Below are 18,907 nucleotides of genomic sequence, written 5' to 3'. Positions count from 1 at the left end.
CATGTTCGAGCCCCTGTACGGCTACCCCAAACACGCTCTAACCCATGATGGGCACCCTCTCTCAAGAGATAGGTATCATCAGTCATTGATCAAGGCGGGCACTGCCCCGGACATCACTATTATCAGCTGAATGCCTAGCAGTACTGCCAGCCACTTCGGGCCTCTGCGGATAAACCAGTAGGCTGCATTGAGCACTGTCGAGATCAGGTTGGCGAACCACAGCACAGTAATCGCCAGCACTTTCTTCACCTGAAACCAGTCACTTTGCAGGCTTAGGAAAAAGAGGGCGAAACCGATGCCGATCACGACAACTGCGATGGACGCAAAACCGATATACCTGCTTCGATAGAACGAGCTGAAAGGCATGCCCGTCTGGTTTTCCATTACGGGGTAAAGGTCTGCTGGTCTGTCATCGAAGTGCGGATGAGTTGCTTTTAATGGCGTAGCAGGGCCACCGATGACTTCAGGCTTGCCAGGATCGGTTTCAACAACCAGTAAGACAGTGGGGCGGTCGTGATCGGTGGGGGCTTCCGGGATTGTTTTATCCATTGTTTTCGCTTCCTCTGCAGGGTGCAAAAGTTATAACGAATGTTGTGACCAGCACGAGCACTTGTGCATGCGGTCAACCAACCCTCAGGCAGCAGATACACCCCGTATCTGCCACCCACTCGGGTTTTAAAAGATATTAATCGGATAGCTGACAATGATCCGGTGCTCGTCGGCATCACGCTGGCTGGCAAACTCGGTGCGAAGTTGCGCATGGCGCAGAGCAACGCTGAGGTTTTTCGCCGGGCCGGACTGCACCACGTAACTCAGGGTAACGTTGCGTTCCCATTCCTTCTTGTCGCCGTCGGACGTCTGGATGTTCGAACCGCTTTCATACATGGCCAGGAAGTTCAGCCCGGGAACGCCTAGCTTGGCGAAGTCATAGCCGTAACGGACCTGCCAGGTGCGTTCTCCGGCGCGCTGGAACTTGCCGATCATGGATTCGGTCATGAAGTAAGCGGTTGATCCATCGCCCTGATTCAACCATACCGCGTCGCTGTCACCGGTCACGGCCTGATAACCGGCAGCCAAGGTATGACCGTCGATGAGGTAGGTGAACTGAGCGCTGGACAGGCGGCTGTCGACTTCTCCCTTGGTAACGCCGTTGCCGTAATAACCCACCGTGTAGAACGATGGATCGTGACCGTTGGCGCCGTCCGAGCGGTTGTCGAAGTGGCGCAGGTCGGTGCGCAGGGTGCCCGGACCGAGTTGCATGTCGTATTTCAGCCCGAGAAAGTTCTGTTTGTAGAAGTTTTCCAGATTGCCGTAGTAGTACTGCAAGGTCAGGTCTTTGGTCGGTTTGTAATCGACACCTGCGTAGTAGAACTTGTTGACGAATTCACCGGTCAGCGGGTTGTTGGCACCCGGAATCGACATGCCCATCTGGTTGGTCGAACCGCGGCCCATCACATGTTCCAGTTGCCCGGCAGTGAAGGTGAAATCACTCAGGTCTTTCGACTGGATCTGCCCACCGCGAAAAGTCTGTTGCAGCATGCGATCAGTGGACATGACCACCGGAAGCATCGGCACCAGTGTGCCGTATTTCAACTCGGTTTTTGAAACGCGTGCCTTGAGCGTCGCGCCCAGGCTGCTGAACTCATCGACCGCGCGGCCGTCACTGTCAGTCGGGAATATGTTGCCGTTGAATGCGGTACTTTGCGGGTTGTAGTGGCGGCCCTTGCCCGAGTCCAGACGAATGCCCAACTGGCCCAGCGCATCGACACCAAAGCCGACTGTGCCGGGCGTGTAGCCGGACTGGTAGTTGAGCATGAAGCCCTGGCCCCACTCCTGCGTGTAGTTCGGGTCGGCAGCACCGCTGCGGTTGTCTGCGTTGCTGAAGAAGTTGCGCGCCAGAATGCTGGCCTTGCTGTCTTCCAGAAAACCTTCGCCGAAGCTCTGCTGCGCGATCAGCAGGCCACAAAAGCCCGCAACGAAAGGGGTGGCGCGATTGAGACGCTCCATCGGGTTCATCCTCATGCTGTCATTAAGTTTTGTGAGAGGCAGGGTCGGGCGGCAGTCAGGTTTCTTGTTGTTTTAAGAGGCGTGTTTTGCAGCTGAATCCGTTTCAGGTGTCGTTGTGCGAGGCGCTTGATACAGAGCGACGCGAGGTAAACGGGAAAGAACTACCAATGCGAGTACGCCCAGTGCGGCGCAGATCAATAGCCCCGTACCGACTGCATGGGCGAGGGCAGTGCGAGCCATCTGCAACGTGGTGTCGATATCTGTGGGCGTGTGCTGCAGCAGGACCTGAGGGTCGGTCAGACGCGCTATTGCCTGCATCTGGCCTGCCGCGGCCAGCGCATGCTGCAGATTGGCGACGTACAGCAACTTGACCAGCACACCCATGGCCGCAGTGCCCAGCAAGCCGCCAACCAGTCGCAACGATTGAGTGAGTGCTGTGGCGATACCGAGAAACTGCCGCTCGGCAAGCGTCTGGGTGAATACAGTGAGGTTGAGCAGAATGAACCCCAGACCCAGCCCCGCCAGCAGAATCAGTCCCAGCAAGGTAGTGAACCCGGCGTGCAGTCCGACCAGTGCCAAGGCGATGCAGGCAACCGACAAGGCAATGAATCCGCCAATCGGTAACCAATTGGGGTTTGCCAGACGCGTGACGATGCGACTGTTTACGATTGCGCCCAGAGTGATACTCAGGGCCAGCGGTGTCAGCAGCAGCCCGGCGTCCTGCGGCGAGTAGCCGTAGCTGCCCTGCAATAGCAGCGGCAGGTAGTAAAGCAGGGTGAACATGATCGCGCCGGCCAGCAGCGACATGATGAACAGCAGGCGGATGCTGCGATTGGCAAACAGCCCGGCAGGCAGCAAGGCAAATGCGCAACGGCGCTCCCTGAACCAAAGTCCGGTCATCGCGATAACGGTAATGGCGCCGCACAGCAGGCTGATCGCCAGAGAGCGCTGGCCGAGCCATTCAACAAACAATTGCAGGCTGCCCAGGCTCAGGACAATCAACACCGCGCCGATCCAGTCGAGCCTGATCGCATCGGCTGTTTGCGGGCGATACCAGGGTAAAAAGCGCCAGGCAAAAAACAACGCAATCACGCCCAGCGGCAGGTTCAGCCAGAACACCGAACGCCAGCCGAACTCGCCGGACAGGTAACCGCCCAGCCCTGGGCCGATGGCATTGACCACGCTGAACATGGCACTCAGCAGCACCTGCCAGCGCAGCCGCTGGCGGGTGTCGGGAAACAGCTCCGGCACACAGGCAAATGCCGTACCGATCAGCATCCCGCCACCAACGCCTTGCAAGGCCCGGCCAATGACCAGCAGCAGCATGCTGTCGGCCAGCGCGCAGACCAGCGAAGCGAGGGTGAAAATGACCGTGGCGGCCAGCACGAATGGTTTGCGCCCGTAGAAATCGCCCAGTCGGCCAAAGATCGGAATGGTCACGATGGAGGCCAGCAGGTAGCCAGTGGCGACCCAGGCATATAGCTCGAAACCATTGAGTTCCGCTACGATGCTTGGCAATGCGTTGCCGATCACCGTCTGGTCGAGCGCGGAAAGCATCAGCACCAGTGAAATGCCGAGCATGGCCAACAGGGCCTGTTTGAAGGTCAGGGCCGGGTGGCTCGGCGTGGTCATGGCGAGGCGCTCAGCGCAACGCAGCGACAGCAGTCGCAATGCGTGTGCAACCGGTTTCAAGGGTTTCGAGGGCAGTCGCCGTAGACATTCGGAAGAACGGTGCCAGGCCATACGCAGTGCCTGCGACAACCGCAACACCCTGACTTTCCAGCAGGTACAGAACCACATCGGTGTCGGCTTCCAGTACCGAGCCTGACGGGGTGGTTTTGCCGATCAGTGCGCCGCAATTGACGTAGAGATAGAACGCGCCTTCGGGCTTGATGCAGCTCAGGCCGTCAATCGCGTTGATCAACTCCAGGCAGCGGTCGCGGCGTTGTTTGTAGACCTTGACGCTCTCGCCGATAAACGACTGATCGCCATTGAGGGCCGCCACTGCGGCGGCCTGGCTCACCGAGCAGGCGTTGCTGGTGGATTGCGATTGCAAGGTGGCCATCGCGTTGATGATATCGCTGGGGCCTGCGGCATAGCCGATGCGCCAACCGGTCATGGCGTAGGTTTTGGATACACCATTGATGATCAGCACGCGCTCGCGCAGGGCGGGCTCGACAGTCAGCAGATGGCTGAGCGGGGTGTCGTCATAGCGAATGTGCTCGTAAATATCATCGGTCATGACCAGCACGTCCGGGTAGTCGAGCAGCACGTCGGCCAGTGCCCGCCATTCAGTTGCGCTGTAGGTCGCGCCGGTCGGGTTGCTCGGCGAATTGAGCAGCAGCCAGCGGGTGCGTGGCGTGATTGCGTGGCGCAGTTGCTCGGCGGTGAGCTTGAACTGTTTGTCTTCGGGGCATGCCAGGGTCACAGGACGCCCGTCGCAGGCCAGCACCATGTCCGGGTACGACACCCAATACGGCGCGGGGATCAGCACTTCGTCGTCAATGCCCAGGGTCGCTGCGAAGGCATTGAAGATCGCAGCCTTGGCACCGCTGGTGACTACGATCTGGCCGGGGGCGTAGGCCAGGCCGTTTTCACGCTGGAGTTTGGCAACAATGGCCTCGCGCAGGGCGGCCGTACCGGCGTTCAGCGTGTAGCGGGTTTCACCGTTTTCGATGGCGGCAGACGCGGCCTGACGAATGTGGGCAGGCGTATCGAAGTCGGGTTCGCCAACCACCAGATTGATGATCGACTTGCCTGCGCGCCGCAGTTCATTGGCCCGATCGGCAGCAGCGCTGCTTGGCGATGGTTTGATGCGGAGCACGCGGGCAGCGATGCGAGATGCGGTCACGTTGGCATTCCTCGTTGATGGCCTTGACGGGGAATACGTTACGAGCCTGCAGAGGGCAGGCCATAAGACGAGTTTGTTCTGGGTTGATAGGCAGCGCTTATGACCGCATATGAACCAGTGCTGCACCAAAAGCGGGCGAGCAATGCCTGCGGGGGCATCCATGCGTTGCAAACACGCTCGGCAGTTGCTGACATAGCAATTGCTTATGTCTGGTTTTTTCAGAGCTGGCCTGTGTCTTGCTGAAGCATCGGGGTCGTGACTCTGGAGTGCAGCACCTTGAACCTTCGCCGCTTGAAATACTTTGTGAAAATTGTCGACATCGGCAGCCTGACCCAAGCCGCCGACGTACTGCACATCGCGCAACCTGCGTTAAGCCAGCAGTTGGTGACGCTGGAAGCTGAATTGCAGCAGCAGTTGCTGATCCGCACCAAGCGCGGCGTTACACCAACCGAGGCGGGCAAGGTTTTGTATGGCCATGCTCAGGTCATCCTGCGTCAGTGTGAGCAGGCGCAAAGTGATGTCAACGCCAGCGGCCTGGCGTTGTCGGGGCCGGTGTCGGTGGGGCTGGCCCCGGGCACCGCTGCGTCAACCTTGTCGCTGCCGTTGCTCAAACGGGTGCGCGAGCGTCATCCGGGTATTCTGCTGTACCTCAACGAGAACTTTGGCACCACGCTGAGCGAACTGATCATGAACGGACGCATGGACATGGCCGTTCTTTATGGCGGTCGCGAGGTGCATGGCTTGAGTTTTGTGCCGTTGATTCGCGAGCAACTGTATCTGGTCAGCGCCCAGGACACGCTTCAGGGCTGCGAGGAAATAGCGCTCGCCGAGCTGGCCGATATCGACCTGCTGTTGCCGCGCACCTACAACACCATCCGCCGTCTGGTGGACGAGGCATTTGTGCGCATCGAGCGCAGTGCGCGGGTGGTGGCAGAAGTCGAATCATCGACGACTCTGGCTGCCGCAGTAGCGGATCGATTCGGCTCGACCATTCTTCCCGAGTCGGCTGCGCGGGTGCTCGCCGATACGCATGCGGTCAACCTGAGCCGGATCGTCGAACCTGAGATCGAAGCGCCGCTGGCCCTGTGCCTGTCAGGCCACTTGCCGCTTTCGGTTCCGGCCCAGGCGGTCAAGGCCATCCTCCTGGAGCTGGTCGCAGAGATGCGCGGCAATCGCCGTACACAGTAACCCCGGCGTCATAAGGGGCGCTTATCACCCCACAGCCAAACCGTCTTGGCGGTCAAAAACCGCTCTCGTTACATTGCCCTCAGCCACATTTCTTTTGCCAGGCAAGGGCTCTTGCATGAAGCCGGAACGTATCAAAGCACTTATCGACCTGATGGCCGAATCGGATTTGAGTGAACTCAGCCTGTCTGAAGGCGATACGCAGTTGCGTTTGCTGCGTGAGTCGGTTCAGGCCGCCAGCGGCGTCAGTCTCTCTGCATCGACGTCGCTGAAAGCGCCTGCAAGCCAAGCTGTTTATTCCCCTCAGGCAAGTGCAACTGCCGATGCGCAAGCGGCACAGGCCTGCGCCTCGCTTTACGGGGTCTTGCACCTGACCCCGGCGCCCGACCAGCCGCCCTTCGTTGAAGTCGGCACGTCAGTCGACGTGGGACAGACCCTGGCAGTGGTTGAAGCCATGAAGATGTTTCATCCGGTGACGGCTGAAAAGGCAGGGGTCGTGACCGCCATTCTGGTTGCCAACGGCGAAGAGGTTCAGGCCGGACAAGCGCTGTTCAGCATCGGTTGAAGGTCTTGGGTGGCCGTGCGGCTGCCTTTCGGGTTCACAGATCAGGGGTTTTTGATGTTCGATAAAGTGTTGATCGCCAACCGCGGCGAAATTGCCCTGCGCATCCAGCGCGCCTGCAAAGGCCTGGGCCTGCGCACGGTGGCGATCTATTCCGAAGCGGATCGCGATGCCAGCTATGTACGGCAGGCCGATGAGTCACTGTGCATAGGTCCGGCCGCGCCGGGGCAGAGTTATCTGAATCAGGCTGCTGTGCTTTACGCTGCGCAGTTGACCGGTGCTCAGGCGATCCATCCCGGTTACGGGTTTCTGTCTGAAAACGCCGCGTTCGCCGAGCGGATCGAACAGGCTGGCCTGACTTTCATCGGCCCCAGTGCCGCCTGCATTCGGGTGATGGGCGATAAGGTCGCGGCCAAGCGGGCAATGCGTGAGGCCGGCGTGCCGTGCGTGCCAGGCCCGGACACCAGCATGCCTGCCGATCCGCAAGGCATCCTGAAAATTGCCCGTGACATCGGTTACCCAGTCATCGTCAAGGCCGCTGGCGGTGGCGGCGGGCGGGGCATGCGCGTGGTTCAGGAAGAGCAGCAATTGCTCGATGCAATTGCGCTGACCAGCGAAGAAGCCCGCAGGGCCTTCGGTAATCCCGAGTTGTATATCGAGAAGTTTCTGGGTCAGCCGCGCCACGTCGAGATTCAGGTGCTGTGCGATGCCTATGGCAATGCCGTCTGGCTCGGCTCGCGGGATTGCTCGATGCAGCGCCGCCACCAGAAGGTGCTTGAAGAGGCGCCTGCACCGGGCATCGACCCGGCACTCATGGCCAGGGTGGGCGAACGTTGCGCACTGGCCTGCCGGCAGATCGGTTATCAGGGCGTCGGCACGTTCGAATTCCTGTTTGAAAACGATGAGTTCTATTTCATCGAAATGAATACTCGCCTGCAGGTCGAGCACCCGGTCACGGAAATGACCTCCGGCATCGACATCGTCCAGCAGCAGATTCGCATGGCGATGGGCGAGCGCCTGAGTTTCAGCCAGGCCGACGTCAGCGTGTCGGGCCACTCGCTGGAATGCCGGATCAACGCCGAGGACCCACGCAGCTTCATGCCGACCCCAGGGCAGGTCACCCGCTGGGAGATTCCTGGTGGTCTTGGCGTACGGGTCGACTCGCACGTCAGCCACGGTTATCGCGTTCCGCCCTATTACGATTCGATGGTGGCGAAGGTCATTACCTACGGTGCCAGTCGCGATGAGGCCTTGGCACGTATGCGCCTGGCGCTGAGCGAAATGCACGTCGAGGGAATCTCTACCAACATTGCGCTGCATCGCGACATTTTGCAGGACCCTGTGTTCTGCAAGGGTGGCATGGACATTCACCACCTGGAGCGCTGGTTACAGACAAGGAGCCACCCATGACCCTCCAGCAGTTGCCGCCACGAATCACCTTGCTGGGAACCACCGCCTTGCTGTTCGAAGCACCCGGCGAGCTTGAGCTGGCAGCGCAGCAACGCATATGGGCACTGGCCAACCTGAGCAAGGACTGGTCGCAGGTGCGCGAAGCGGTGCCGGGCATGAACAACCTGATGCTGACCTTCGCAGCGCCGCCACGCGACCTGACCGGCTTGAAAACCCGCTTGCTGGAGGCCTGGGAGCAGTGCCAGCCGCTGCCGTTGCAAGGCCGGATCATCGAATTGCCGGTGGTGTATGGCGGCGACGGCGGACCGCACATGGCCGATGTCATCGCCCATACCGGGCTGGATATCGAGACCATCGCCAATCTGCACTGCGAACCCCTTTACCCGGTGTACGCCTTGGGCAGCCACCCCGGTTATTGCTATCTGGGCGGCATGGATCAGCGTTTGGCGACGCCTCGGCGCAAAGTGCCGGTACTCGATATCGGTGCCGGCTCGGTTTCCATCGGCGGCGTGCAGACGGGTATCTCCGCTTCAGCCGGCCCCAGTGGCTGGAACACGATAGGGCGCACGGAAATGGTGTTTTTCGACGCTGATCAGAACCCTCCGGCGCTGTTGCAGCCCGGCGATCAACTGCGCTTGCGTATCGAGAGGATCATTCGATGATCGAAGTTATCAGCGCCACCGCACTGGCGACGGTCCAGGACCTGGGCCGGCATGGCAGCCTGGGCTACGGCGTCGGCACTTCCGGCGCAATGGACACGCTGTCGTTGCAGCTCGGCAATCTGTTGCTGGGCAACGACGAGGGCGCAGCAGGCATCGAAATTCCACTGTTCCCGTTCGAAGTGCGTTTTGTCGAGGACTGCACTTTTGCTATCACCGGTGCTGCCTGTTCTGCACGGCTGGATGGCGAGCGACTGCCGGGTAACTGGGTCGCTCAGGCGCGCAAGAATCAGGTGTTGAAGCTGAGTTACCCAACGACGGGCAGTCGCGCCTATTTATGCCTGGCGGGCGGTGTGGATGTGCCGCAGGTATTGGGCTCGCGCAGCACGCAATTGCGTGGTGCATTTGGCGGCTGGCAGGGTCGCGCCTTGCAGCAGGGCGATCTGATTCCCGCCGGTGCGGCGAATCAACCGCGCGCCGGTGATTTTGGTCTGCAATCTGCTGCGGCGGCCTTGCCGTTGATTATCGACGGGCTACCGGCGATACGCGTACTGCCTGCCGCCGAGTTCGACTGCTTCAGCGTTGAAGCCCAACAAACATTTTTTGCCGGCGAATGGAAAATCACCACGCAAAGCAATCGCTACGGTTATCGCATGGAAGGTACGCCCCTATTGCCACTGGAGGTGCTGGAAATCCGCTCTCACGGCATTGTGCCTGGCGTGATTCAGGTGCCCCACGGCGGCCAGCCGATTGTGCAGATGCGCGATGCCCAGCCCAGCGGCGGCTATCCAAAGTTTGCCACGGTTATCGAAGCCGACCTGTGGCGTCTCGGTCAGGCCCCCATTGGCAGCAAGGTGCGCTTCGTGCAATGCAGTTACGAGGAGGCCGTCGAGGCACTGGACACCAATCACGCCTTCATCGAAGACGCCCGGCGCTTGCTTGCGCTGCGCGGCCTGCAAGGACATCGCTGATGAACATCAATGAAATTCGCCAGTTGGCAGCCTGGATTCGTGATGCCGGGCTCACGGTTCTTGAACTGAAGCGTCCAGGGTTCGAGTTGTTGATCCGACGCGGTGTACGTGCGGATAGCCCTGCATCGCGAGCTGACCTGGGCGTCGCAGTCGAACAGCCGCCAGCCACTGCGCTTGTAATAGCTGCGGATAACCCCGGCGTTTTTGTATCGAGACATCCCGACGAAAAAAACAGCTACGTAAAACCCGGCGACCCCGTTGCAGTCGGTCAATTGCTGGGCCTGTTGCGCATCGGCCTGCTTTATCTGCCGGTGCGCAGCCAGCAGGCAGGGCGTGTGACGCGTTTCCTGGCTGCCGAGCATGAACGGGTCGGTTACGGCCAGCCGCTGATAGAACTGGAGGAGTGACACGATGCGCATCGATCTGAATGCTGATCTGGGTGAGGGCTTCGGTCCCTGGACCATGGGTGAGGATGAGGCCCTGATGCAACTGATCTCCTCGGCCAACGTGGCCTGTGGTTTTCATGCCGGTGATCCATTGATCATGAACAACACCGTGCACCGCGCCAAAGCGCTGGGCATCGATCTCGGCGCACATGTCGGTTTTCCTGATCTGCAGGGGTTCGGACGGCGCAGAATGAACATCGAACTCAACGAGTTGTGCAGCATGGTGGTGTATCAGCTGGGCGCTCTGGCAGGTATTGCAGCCGCCGCTGGTTACCGCATGACGCACATGAGCTTCCACGGCGCGCTGGGTAATATGGCCGCGGCCGATGCCGAACTGGCCAGGCCGCTGGTCAAGGCGGTCGCCAGCTTCGACCTGCAGATGATCATCAGTTCATCCAGCAGCGCGGCCATTGAACAGGCCGCCGAAGCGTGCGGCCTCAGAGTCGCGACCACGTTTCTGGCCGACCGTGCCTACGACGAAAACTGCCTGCTGGTGCCGCGTGGCATTGCGGGGGCGGTGATCAAGGACCCGCAGCAGGTCCGCGCCAGGGTTGCGCAATTGTTGCAGGACGGCACGGTTACGACCCTGAGCGGCAAGCGCGTGGCGGTCAATGCCCAATCAATCCTGTTGCATGGCGACACGCCGGGGGCGGTGGAGCTGGCGCGCAGCATTCGCCAAAGCATCGAAGAGCAGGGCGGTGTCATTACCCCTGTTTCCCGGTTGCTCGGGTCATAAGCGCAGCTTATTGCCACACAACCATTGTGTCTTGGTCGCTGCCCATGACGCTCGTTAAAGTCCGGTACAAGACGATCAGCATTAAATAGCGGCACGACTGATCGACGCTTATTCAAGGAAACCCCGACATGCCTTTTTCCGATTACAAAACCGCGCTGGTCACCGGCGCTTCTTCCGGCATTGGCGAAGCCGTCGTCGAACGGCTGTGTGCCGAAGGTCTGCAGGTCCATGCGCTGGCGCGCAGTGCAGACAAGCTGGTGGCACTGGCGCAGCGCACCGGCTGCATCGCACATGCTATCGACGTGACTGATCTGGCCGGTCTGACGGCACTGTTCCAGGCCCATCAGTTCGATGTTGTGGTCAACAATGCCGGAGTCGACCGGCCCGGTTCGCTGCTCAAGGCCGACGCCGAAGGGATTGATCTACTGGTCGATGTGAACCTGCGCGCGGTATTGCAGATCGCCAGGCTTTCGTTACCGGGGATGGTCGAGCGTGACAACGGGCACATCATCAACATCAGTTCGATTGCCGCCGCCTACAACTTCGGCGGCAACTCGACGTACCACGCCACCAAGGCTGCCGTGAGCATGCTTTCTCGCCAGTTACGTATCGATGCGTTCGGCAAGCGCGTGCGGGTGACTGAAATCTGCCCTGGGCGTGTAGCCACGGATATTTTCGCCCATGTGCATGGCGATTCCGAGGAAGTGCGCAAACGCTTTATCGAGGGCTATGAGCTGCCTGTGGCCAAGGACATTGCCGATGCAATCGCCTACGTGATCGCTGCGCCCATCGCGGTCAATATCGGCCATATGGAAATCACCCCGACGCTACAGGTACCCGGCGGGCTGTCGACCGCGCGCCCGCAGGACTATGAAGGCTGAGACTGCGCCTCGCTGCAAGCGCTGTACCCATCACGAGAGCGGCACCAGCCGCCATGCGACGCCCGCACCAGTACCCCTGGCGCCTTGCTTCTGCCCTGGCTGAATGTCTATGGGAACAACCATGACGAGTAAATTCGATCTTTCAGCGATCCTGCAGGGCGAGTACGCCGAGCTGATCGTCAAGGGCATAGAGACAACCCTGCAACTGGCGTTCGTTGCCTGGTGCATGGCCATGGCGGTGGCCCTGCTGCTGGTGTCGATTCGACTGACCGGCAACAAATACGCGGAGCGTCTGGTGGCGGGTTATGTGTCCTATCACCGCAATGTGCCGACGCTGGTGCAACTGATGCTCTGGTATTTCGGCATTCCCACACTGCTGTCCGAAAACACACAGATCTGGCTGGCCAACTACAGCACCGAATACCTGTTTTCGGTGATCGCGCTGGGGCTGTGCCAGGCCGCCTACTTCAGTGAAGACATCCGCAGTGGGCTGCGCGCCATTCCGGCCGGGCAGGTCGAAGCGTCCCGTGCGCTGGGCCTGGGCTATGTGCGTTCGATGCGCTACGTGATCCTGCCGCAGGGCGTGCGCAACTGCCTGCCGTCGCTGATCAATCACACGGTCCTGTTGTTCAAGAACACCAGCCTGGTCATGGCCATCGGCGTCGTCGAGCTGACTTATGCTACCCGCGAGGTCGAGAATTACACCTTTCGCACCTTCGAAGCGTATCTGGTCGCAACTGTGGTCTACCTGGCCATTTCACTGATGCTGATGGGCCTGGGTGCGTTGCTGGCCCGGCATTTCAGCAAAGCCATGGCGAGGTAGGCGGTGATGTTCGATGTGTTCACGATTGTTCGCGATAACTGGACCTTGCTGCTGGTCGGCCAATATCCTCACGGCCCGATGGGTGGGCTGGTTTCAACGCTGATTCTGGCTGCGCTGGCGCTGTTGCTGGCGTTCCCGCTAGGGCTGCTGCTGTCGCTGGCAAGGGTCTCGCCGTGGCGCTGGCTGCGTTACCCGGCGACGGTCTGGGTCTATGTGATGCGCGGCATTCCGCTGCTGATGGTGATTTTCTGGACCTACTTTCTGGTCCCGCTGCTGATCGGCCATAACATCACCGGCTTCACCACCATGCTCTGCACGCTGGTGGTCTATCAGAGCGCCTACCTGTGCGAAATCATCCGTGGTGCCATTCAGGCGCTGCCGGCTGGTCAGTACGAAGCGTCCCGCGCGCTGGGCATGGGCTATATGCGCACCACGGTCTGGGTGATCTTGCCGCAGGCGCTGTACAACGCTTTGCCAAGCCTGATCAGCCAGTTCATTTCGATCATCAAGGAAACGTCGCTGGGCTACGTGATCAACGTCCAGGAAGTGACCTTCGCCGCCAATCAGATCAACAACCAGCTGCTGACCAAGCCGTTTCAGGTGTTCTTCATTCTGGCGATCACTTACTACGTGCTGTGCTACGGCCTGACCCGGCTGGCCGCAGTGGTGGAACGGCGGATTGCCCGCAAACGGGAGGGCAACGCGTCGCCTGCACGCGTTCCCCGGCCTTTGACTACCGATAATTGAGGGTTGCCCAATGCATCCGATGATCATGTTTTCCAGGATCAATAAGTGGTATGGCGAGTACCAGGCCCTGACCGACATCACCGCTGAAGTGCAGCGCGGCGAGGTGGTGGTGCTGTGCGGGCCCTCGGGCTCGGGCAAGTCGACACTGATCCGCACGGTCAACCGTCTTGAAGATGTTCAGCAGGGCCAGATCCTGTTTGACGGCCACGACGTGAACGGTACCGACGCCAACGTCAATCGCTTGCGCAGTCGGGTAGGTTTTGTATTCCAGAGCTTCAATCTGTTTCCGCATCTGTCGGTGCTCGACAACATCATCCTGACCCCGACCAAGGTCCGCGGCCTGAAAAGCAGCGAAGCACGCGCCCGGGCCATGGAACTGCTCGACCGCGTCGGGCTGGCACACAAGGCCGGCGCTTACCCGGCGCAGTTGTCCGGCGGCCAGCAGCAGCGCGTGGCGATCGCCCGGGCGCTGGCAATGGAGCCGCCCGTGATGCTCTTTGATGAGCCCACCAGCGCACTCGACCCAGAAATGGTCGGCGAGGTGCTTAGCGTCATGAAAGGCCTGGCCAAAGAGGGCATGACCATGATGTGCGTCACCCACGAGATGAATTTTGCCCGTGAAGTGGCCGACACCATCTGGTTCATGGATGCGGGGCAGATCCTCGAAAAATCCAGCCCGGAGGCATTCTTTCAGCAGCCTGAACACCCGCGTGCCCAACGCTTCATTTCAGACCTGCGCAGCCATTGAGCGCAGGCCCTTTTTTTCAACGAATGTTTCAGTGAATCACTCAATTCATCCAGGAGTCTCACCATGCGTATGAAGTCTTTGCTGGCTGCACTGGCGTTGTCGCCACTGGCTGTTGCGGTTGCCCACGCTGATCAGCTCAGTGATGTGATGAGCAAGAAAAGCCTGAGTTGCGGCGTCTATGCCGATGTGCCGCCGTTCTCGGCACCGGACCCGAAAACCCGTGAACTGGTAGGCATGGACGTCGACCTCTGCAAGGCGCTGGCCAAACACATGGGCGTCGAGCTGGAGCTCAAGCCGCTGTCGGTAGAAGCGCGCATTCCGGAAGTCAAAATGGGCCGTGTGGACGTGATCTTCGCCAACCTGGCCTACACCAAGAGCCGCGCCGACCAGATCCAGTTCAGCGACCCGTACTACATCGCCAAGGAAACGCTGGTGGTGCGCGCCGCCAATGCCGATCAGCCAAAATCCTTTTTCAAAGGCAAACGCATCAGCTCGACCAAAGGCTCTACGTCCGAACAGTCGATTCGGTTGGCTGACGCTACGCCTGTGACCTTCCAGGACACCGGTTCTGCCTACATGGCGCTGCAACAGAACAAGGTGGTGGGCCTGGTGACCAACACCATGACCGCGATCAAGCTGGTCGGGCAGGCCAAGTCCAGTGGTGTGGAGCTGGCAATTGCCAAGGAACCGATGGCGCTGGAGCCTATAGGTGCCGGTATGCGTCAGGGCGAGCCGGCATTTCTGGCCAAGGTCAACGAATCGCTGCGTGCGATGGAGGCGGCAGGTGAAATCGATGCGATCTGGGCGCAGTGGATCGGTCCGAATACCGAATACAAAATGGTTCGTGAAGACAAGGTGCAACGCCTCAGCGAATTGAAATTCGACCCGCTGCCTTGATCAAATCTTGATATTTCCTTGAGGGTTTATTGATAGTCCACGTTCAGAGTTTTGCCGACAGTATTAACCGTCGGCATGACCCCGTGTGGGCGCCTCAGAGGAACAAATGTCTGATCGCTCAGGTTCTGTTTCTGCATCGGCAATTGGCGCTTCAATCACTAGAAAAAGGCGATTCGGTGCCTCGCCGGTATGGCTGATTCCTGCGATTGCTGCCCTGGTATGCGTATCGCTGTTGATCAGCAGTTCACTGTCGAAAGGGCCGAGAATTTTCATCAGTTTTCAAAGCGCAGAAGGACTTGAAGCCCATAAGATCAGGGTCAAGGTCAAAAATGTCGTGATCGGCGAGGTGTCGGCCGTCACCCTCAGTAAAGACCCTACGGGTGTGGTGGCGACAGTGGATCTGAATACCGACGCCCGTGCCTCCACTGCCGAGGACTCCATGTTCTGGGTGGTGCGCCCGCGTATCGGGGCCAAGGGCGTGTCCGGCGTGGACACCCTGCTTTCCGGGCCGTTTATCGCAGCAGACAGCGGGACGTCCGAGCACCCGAAAAAACACTTTATTGGTCAGGAAAGCCCACCACCCCTTATGTTTGGCGCAAAAGGCACACGTTTTACCCTGCACGCCGAGGACATGGGCTCACTCGATGTCGGTTCTCCTGTCTATTATCGGCGCATTCAAGTCGGTCAAGTGGGCAGGCCAACGAAAAGATCGTAGAGACATTGGGCACACCCGACGATTCGCGTACCGCGCAGTTGATCGCCGACTTCGTCAAACAGGGCCTGCGCGCACAGCCTCGCAGTGCGAGCCTGCTGACCGGCCAGCTTTGTGTCTCTCTGGGTTTCTTTGCCAACGCTGCGCCAGTTCAATTCGATGTCAACGCACGGCCGCTGATAATCCCCACCATACCGGGGGAACTGCAGAAAATGCAGGAGCAGGTACAACTGATCGTTGAAAAGGTCAGCAAACTGCCGGTCCAGGAGATCGCCGGCAATCTGAATGGCAGCCTTGACGAAGCGCACAAGACTTTCAAACTGTTCAACGCGGACGTGATGCCCGAACTTCACACTGTTCTGGGGCAATCCCGAAACACGGTGGAGATCGCCGAGGCGTCCCTTGCAGAGGACTCGCCGGTACGCCAGCAGGTCAGCCGGACGATGGACGAGGTTCAGCGTACGGCCCGCTCGGTGCGGGTCCTGACCGATTACATAAGCCGCAACCCCGAAGCCTTGATCCGTGGTCGCACCCGGCAGGATGCGCCGAGTGTCTACCCGCCGGCCAATTCCACGCCAAGGCCTGACTGACGCTGTCCCGGCGTGCTCAATACCTTGGTTTTACGGCCTTCCATTGCGGCTGATACTTCTGCATCTGCTTCACATCATCGCGCTGACGAATGCCACAGCTGTGGTACTGATCGTTGAGCTTGCCAAGCTGGTCGTAATCCAGCTCAAGGCCCAGGCCCGGCGCGCGGGTGATGCTGACGCAGCCGTCGACAATCGGCAGCTTACCGCTCTTGATGACTTCCTCGTCCGGCTCCTGCCATGGGTAGTGCGTGTCGCAGGCGTAGCCCAGATTGGGCACGGACGCAGCGACGTGGGCCATGGCCATGAGGCTGATCCCCAGATGTGAGTTGGAGTGCATCGACACGCCCAGGCCGAAGGTGTCGCACATCTTCGCCAGCGTCTGGGTGTCGCGCAGGCCGCCCCAGTAATGGTGGTCGGCGAGTACGATCTGCACGCTGTCGAGGGCCACGCTGCGTCGGAATTCGTCGAAATCGGTCACGACCATGTTGGTCGCCAGTGGCAGGCCGGTGCGCTCGTGTAATTCTGACATACCATCCAGACCAGGGGTCGGGTCTTCGTAGTACTGCAGGTCATCGCCCAGCAGCTCGGCCATGCGAATCGAGGTTTCCAGCGACCAATTGCCGTTAGGGTCGATGCGCAGCGGGTAGCCGGGGAAGGCTTTTTTCAATGCCTTGATGCAGGACACCTCATGTTCCGGCTCCAGCGCACCGGCCTTGAGCTTGATGCTTTTGAAGCCATAGGCTTCGATCATGCGCTGTGCCTGGGCGACGATCTGTTCTTCATTCAGCGCTTCACCCCAGCTGTCAGGCGCGTAAGGCGCATCGGCATGCTGGGCGTATTTAAAGAACAGGTAGGCGCTGAAGGGTATTTGGTCACGAATGGCACCGCCGAGCAGTTCCACCAGCGGCAGGTTCATGGAACGTGCCTGCAAGTCCAGAAACGCCACTTCGAATGCTGAATAAGCGTTGCTTACCGCCTTGCTGGCGTGCGAACCCGGTGCCAGTTCAGCACCGGCCAGGCTGGCAGGTTTGTGTGCCGCAACTGTTGCCTGAACGATGCTGCGCAGTTGATTGAGGTTGAACGGGTCGAGCCCGATCAACTGGTTCTGCACCTGTTGCTGAATGGCCAGCGCCGGGGCGTCGCCATAGCTTTCGCCGAGGCCGATGTAACCGTTGTCGCTTTCCACCTCGATGATCGAGCGCAGGGCAAACGGTTCATGGATGCCGCTGGCGTTGAGCAGCGGCGGATCGCGAAAGGCGATAGGGGTTACGGTTACACGTATGATTTTCAAAGGGCGGTCTCCCGGTGATCAGGGTTTGAGGCTGGAAGGGGTGCCAGGCACGACGGCGCGGTGCGGTGTGGCTGGCTCATCTGTGGACGAGCGGCGCAGGTCACCACGCGGGGTGGTGCGGGCAAAGAAAATCACGACGGCAGCCAGTAACGAGGTGGCAGCCAGCCCATAAAGACCACCCTGAATCGAACCGGTGGTCTGCTCCAGAAAACCGAACGTAGTGGGGGCAACGAAACCGCCGAGGTTGCCGATGGAGTTGATCAGCGCAATGACCGCTGCGGCGATGCGCGCGTCCAGATAGCTCTGAGGGATCGGCCAGAACAGCGCCGATGCGGCCTTGAAACCGATTGCTGCGAAACAGATGGCGACAAAAGCAAACACCGGACCACCAATGGTGGACATGAACATGCCGACGGCGGCGATCACCAGCGTGACAGCGACCCAGGCCTGTTGGTGCTTGAAGCGTGCCGCCAGTGCGGCAAAGCCGTACATGGCCACAATGGAGATGATCCACGGCACCGAGTTGAACAGGCCGACCTCAAAGTCGCTGAAACTGCCCATCTTGCGGATCATGCTTGGCAGCCAGAAGGTAGCCCCGTAAATGGTCAGTGCCACCGAAAAGTAGATGAAGCAGAACAGCAGGATCTGCCGGTCCGCCAGCAAGCGGAACACCGATGGCCTGACGGTCTGAGTTGCTTCGCGCAGACGTTGCTCTTCGGCTATGGCGGTGCTGAGTGCGGTTTTTTCTTCGTTGCTCAGCCAGGTAGCTTCATGCGGGTGTGATTGCAGCCAGAACCAGACGAATCCGCACAGCACTATCGACGCGAAGCCCTCGATCAGGAACATCCACTGCCAGCCGTGCAGGCTCAGGCCTTCTATGCCCAGAAGAGCGCCGGACAACGGGCCGGAAATCACCGAGGCGATTGCCGAGCCACTGAGAAACAGCGCCATGGCCTTGCCGCGATCGCTGGAAGGCAACCATTGGGTGAAGTAATAGATGATGCCTGGAAAGAACCCGGCTTCGGCGGCACCCAGAATGAAACGCAGCACGTAGAAACTGGTTTCACCCTGAACGAACGCCATGGCCATCGCGGCCGCGCCCCAGGTGAACATGATGCGGGTCAGCCAGGCTCGGGCACCATAGCGCTGCAGCAGCATATTGGAAGGTACTTCGAACAGTGCGTAGCCGACAAAGAACAATCCGGCGCCCAGCCCATAGGCGGCCGCACCGATGCCCAGATCGGTTTCCAGATGGCTGCGTACAAAACCGATATTGACCCGGTCTATGTAATTGACGATGAACATCACCACAAACAGCGGCAACACGTGGAGTTTCACCTTGGAGGCCGCACGGGCAAGCACCGTGGGGTCCGTAGTGCCAGGGACGGTAT

18 protein-coding genes and 1 pseudogene are annotated in these 18,907 nt (G+C 59.7%); 13 read left to right on the top strand and 6 right to left on the bottom strand.

Annotated elements, in window-relative coordinates:
• Window positions 1–78 precede the first annotated feature (78 nt).
• From RGM3321_RS05700 to RGM3321_RS05685, 4 genes are all read right to left on the bottom strand, one after another.
• The gene (locus RGM3321_RS05700; protein WP_244391956.1) at window positions 79–549 is read right to left on the bottom strand and encodes a hypothetical protein; all 471 of its coding nucleotides are present in this window, start codon (window positions 547–549) and stop codon (window positions 79–81) included.
• A 126-nt stretch (window positions 550–675) separates the two neighbouring features.
• Complete coding sequence (locus tag RGM3321_RS05695) at window positions 676–2,007, bottom strand: OprD family porin (protein WP_244391954.1); 1,332 nt, start codon at window positions 2,005–2,007, stop codon at window positions 676–678.
• A gap of 72 nt (window positions 2,008–2,079) precedes the next feature.
• Window positions 2,080–3,678, bottom strand: coding sequence for an MFS transporter (locus tag RGM3321_RS05690; RefSeq protein WP_244391970.1), 1,599 nt, complete (start codon window positions 3,676–3,678; stop codon window positions 2,080–2,082).
• Entirely contained in the window at window positions 3,650–4,858 is a 1,209-nt protein-coding gene (locus RGM3321_RS05685; protein ID WP_244391952.1) for an aspartate transaminase, read from the bottom strand. The genes RGM3321_RS05690 and RGM3321_RS05685 overlap by 29 nt, the downstream gene beginning before the upstream one ends.
• Window positions 4,859–5,134: 276 nt before the next feature.
• Between RGM3321_RS05685 and nac the strand changes: the two genes are divergently transcribed.
• The 13 genes and pseudogenes from nac (at window position 5,135) to RGM3321_RS05620 (ending at window position 16,225) form a co-directional block, all read left to right on the top strand.
• Window positions 5,135–6,046, top strand: coding sequence for a nitrogen assimilation transcriptional regulator NAC (gene nac, locus RGM3321_RS05680; protein WP_058402878.1), 912 nt, complete (start codon window positions 5,135–5,137; stop codon window positions 6,044–6,046).
• A gap of 115 nt (window positions 6,047–6,161) precedes the next feature.
• Window positions 6,162–6,608 (top strand): acetyl-CoA carboxylase biotin carboxyl carrier protein subunit, encoded by a 447-nt coding sequence (locus RGM3321_RS05675; protein ID WP_244391950.1) that lies wholly within the window; start codon window positions 6,162–6,164, stop codon window positions 6,606–6,608.
• Window positions 6,609–6,662: 54 nt separating this feature from the next.
• Window positions 6,663–8,015, top strand: coding sequence for an acetyl-CoA carboxylase biotin carboxylase subunit (gene accC / locus RGM3321_RS05670; protein ID WP_244391948.1), 1,353 nt, complete (start codon window positions 6,663–6,665; stop codon window positions 8,013–8,015).
• Window positions 8,012–8,677 (top strand): 5-oxoprolinase subunit PxpB, encoded by a 666-nt coding sequence (gene pxpB, locus RGM3321_RS05665; protein WP_244391946.1) that lies wholly within the window; start codon window positions 8,012–8,014, stop codon window positions 8,675–8,677. The genes accC and pxpB overlap by 4 nt, the downstream gene beginning before the upstream one ends.
• Window positions 8,674–9,645 carry a biotin-dependent carboxyltransferase family protein gene (locus RGM3321_RS05660; protein WP_244391944.1) on the top strand — a complete coding sequence of 324 codons (972 nt, stop codon included), beginning with the start codon at window positions 8,674–8,676 and terminating at the stop codon, window positions 9,643–9,645. Before pxpB ends, RGM3321_RS05660 begins: the two co-directional genes overlap by 4 nt.
• Window positions 9,645–10,052: a biotin/lipoyl-containing protein gene (locus tag RGM3321_RS05655; RefSeq protein ID WP_244391942.1), complete on the top strand. Its 408-nt coding sequence runs from the start codon at window positions 9,645–9,647 to the stop codon at window positions 10,050–10,052. The genes RGM3321_RS05660 and RGM3321_RS05655 overlap by 1 nt, the downstream gene beginning before the upstream one ends.
• Before the next feature lie 4 nt (window positions 10,053–10,056).
• Window positions 10,057–10,827: a 5-oxoprolinase subunit PxpA gene (locus RGM3321_RS05650; RefSeq protein ID WP_244391940.1), complete on the top strand. Its 771-nt coding sequence runs from the start codon at window positions 10,057–10,059 to the stop codon at window positions 10,825–10,827.
• 128 nt (window positions 10,828–10,955) lie between these two features.
• Window positions 10,956–11,708, top strand: coding sequence for an SDR family oxidoreductase (locus tag RGM3321_RS05645; RefSeq protein ID WP_244391938.1), 753 nt, complete (start codon window positions 10,956–10,958; stop codon window positions 11,706–11,708).
• A gap of 121 nt (window positions 11,709–11,829) precedes the next feature.
• Window positions 11,830–12,531: an amino acid ABC transporter permease gene (locus RGM3321_RS05640; RefSeq protein WP_244391936.1), complete on the top strand. Its 702-nt coding sequence runs from the start codon at window positions 11,830–11,832 to the stop codon at window positions 12,529–12,531.
• Window positions 12,532–12,537: 6 nt separating this feature from the next.
• Window positions 12,538–13,278 (top strand): amino acid ABC transporter permease, encoded by a 741-nt coding sequence (locus RGM3321_RS05635; RefSeq protein ID WP_244391934.1) that lies wholly within the window; start codon window positions 12,538–12,540, stop codon window positions 13,276–13,278.
• A 19-nt stretch (window positions 13,279–13,297) separates the two neighbouring features.
• The gene (locus tag RGM3321_RS05630; RefSeq protein WP_003379556.1) at window positions 13,298–14,026 is read left to right on the top strand and encodes an amino acid ABC transporter ATP-binding protein; all 729 of its coding nucleotides are present in this window, start codon (window positions 13,298–13,300) and stop codon (window positions 14,024–14,026) included.
• A gap of 63 nt (window positions 14,027–14,089) precedes the next feature.
• Window positions 14,090–14,923 (top strand): ABC transporter substrate-binding protein, encoded by an 834-nt coding sequence (locus RGM3321_RS05625; RefSeq protein WP_244391932.1) that lies wholly within the window; start codon window positions 14,090–14,092, stop codon window positions 14,921–14,923.
• Between the two features lie 106 nt (window positions 14,924–15,029).
• Window positions 15,030–16,225: pseudogene (locus tag RGM3321_RS05620) on the top strand (MlaD family protein).
• 16 nt (window positions 16,226–16,241) lie between these two features.
• On the opposite strand, the gene RGM3321_RS05615 reads toward RGM3321_RS05620, so the two are convergent.
• Window positions 16,242–17,516: a glucarate dehydratase family protein gene (locus tag RGM3321_RS05615; RefSeq protein ID WP_244391931.1), complete on the bottom strand. Its 1,275-nt coding sequence runs from the start codon at window positions 17,514–17,516 to the stop codon at window positions 16,242–16,244.
• An 18-nt stretch (window positions 17,517–17,534) separates the two neighbouring features.
• On the bottom strand, window positions 17,535–18,878 hold the full coding sequence (locus RGM3321_RS05610; protein ID WP_244391968.1) for an MFS transporter: 1,344 nt from the start codon (window positions 18,876–18,878) through the stop codon (window positions 17,535–17,537).
• Between the last annotated feature and the right edge of the window lie 29 nt (window positions 18,879–18,907).

Source organism: Pseudomonas sp. RGM 3321 (assembly GCF_022836805.1).
Taxonomy (GTDB): Bacteria; Pseudomonadota; Gammaproteobacteria; order Pseudomonadales; family Pseudomonadaceae; genus Aquipseudomonas.
This window is presented reverse-complemented; position numbering and strand designations above follow the sequence as displayed.

Bases quoted from the DNA above. Each gene is read 5' to 3' on its own strand.
- accC (WP_244391948.1), top strand. From the start codon at position 6,663: ATGTTCGATAAAGTGTTGATCGCCAACCGCGGCGAAATTGCCCTGCGC.
- pxpB (WP_244391946.1), top strand. From the start codon at position 8,012: ATGACCCTCCAGCAGTTGCCGCCACGAATCACCTTGCTGGGAACCACC.
- RGM3321_RS05695 (WP_244391954.1), bottom strand. From the start codon at position 2,007: ATGGAGCGTCTCAATCGCGCCACCCCTTTCGTTGCGGGCTTTTGTGGC.
- RGM3321_RS05675 (WP_244391950.1), top strand. From the start codon at position 6,162: ATGAAGCCGGAACGTATCAAAGCACTTATCGACCTGATGGCCGAATCG.
- RGM3321_RS05700 (WP_244391956.1), bottom strand. From the start codon at position 549: ATGGATAAAACAATCCCGGAAGCCCCCACCGATCACGACCGCCCCACT.
- RGM3321_RS05640 (WP_244391936.1), top strand. From the start codon at position 11,830: ATGACGAGTAAATTCGATCTTTCAGCGATCCTGCAGGGCGAGTACGCC.
- RGM3321_RS05655 (WP_244391942.1), top strand. From the start codon at position 9,645: ATGAACATCAATGAAATTCGCCAGTTGGCAGCCTGGATTCGTGATGCC.
- RGM3321_RS05645 (WP_244391938.1), top strand. From the start codon at position 10,956: ATGCCTTTTTCCGATTACAAAACCGCGCTGGTCACCGGCGCTTCTTCC.
- RGM3321_RS05660 (WP_244391944.1), top strand. From the start codon at position 8,674: ATGATCGAAGTTATCAGCGCCACCGCACTGGCGACGGTCCAGGACCTG.
- RGM3321_RS05625 (WP_244391932.1), top strand. From the start codon at position 14,090: ATGCGTATGAAGTCTTTGCTGGCTGCACTGGCGTTGTCGCCACTGGCT.
- RGM3321_RS05630 (WP_003379556.1), top strand. From the start codon at position 13,298: ATGATCATGTTTTCCAGGATCAATAAGTGGTATGGCGAGTACCAGGCC.
- RGM3321_RS05635 (WP_244391934.1), top strand. From the start codon at position 12,538: ATGTTCGATGTGTTCACGATTGTTCGCGATAACTGGACCTTGCTGCTG.
- RGM3321_RS05650 (WP_244391940.1), top strand. From the start codon at position 10,057: ATGCGCATCGATCTGAATGCTGATCTGGGTGAGGGCTTCGGTCCCTGG.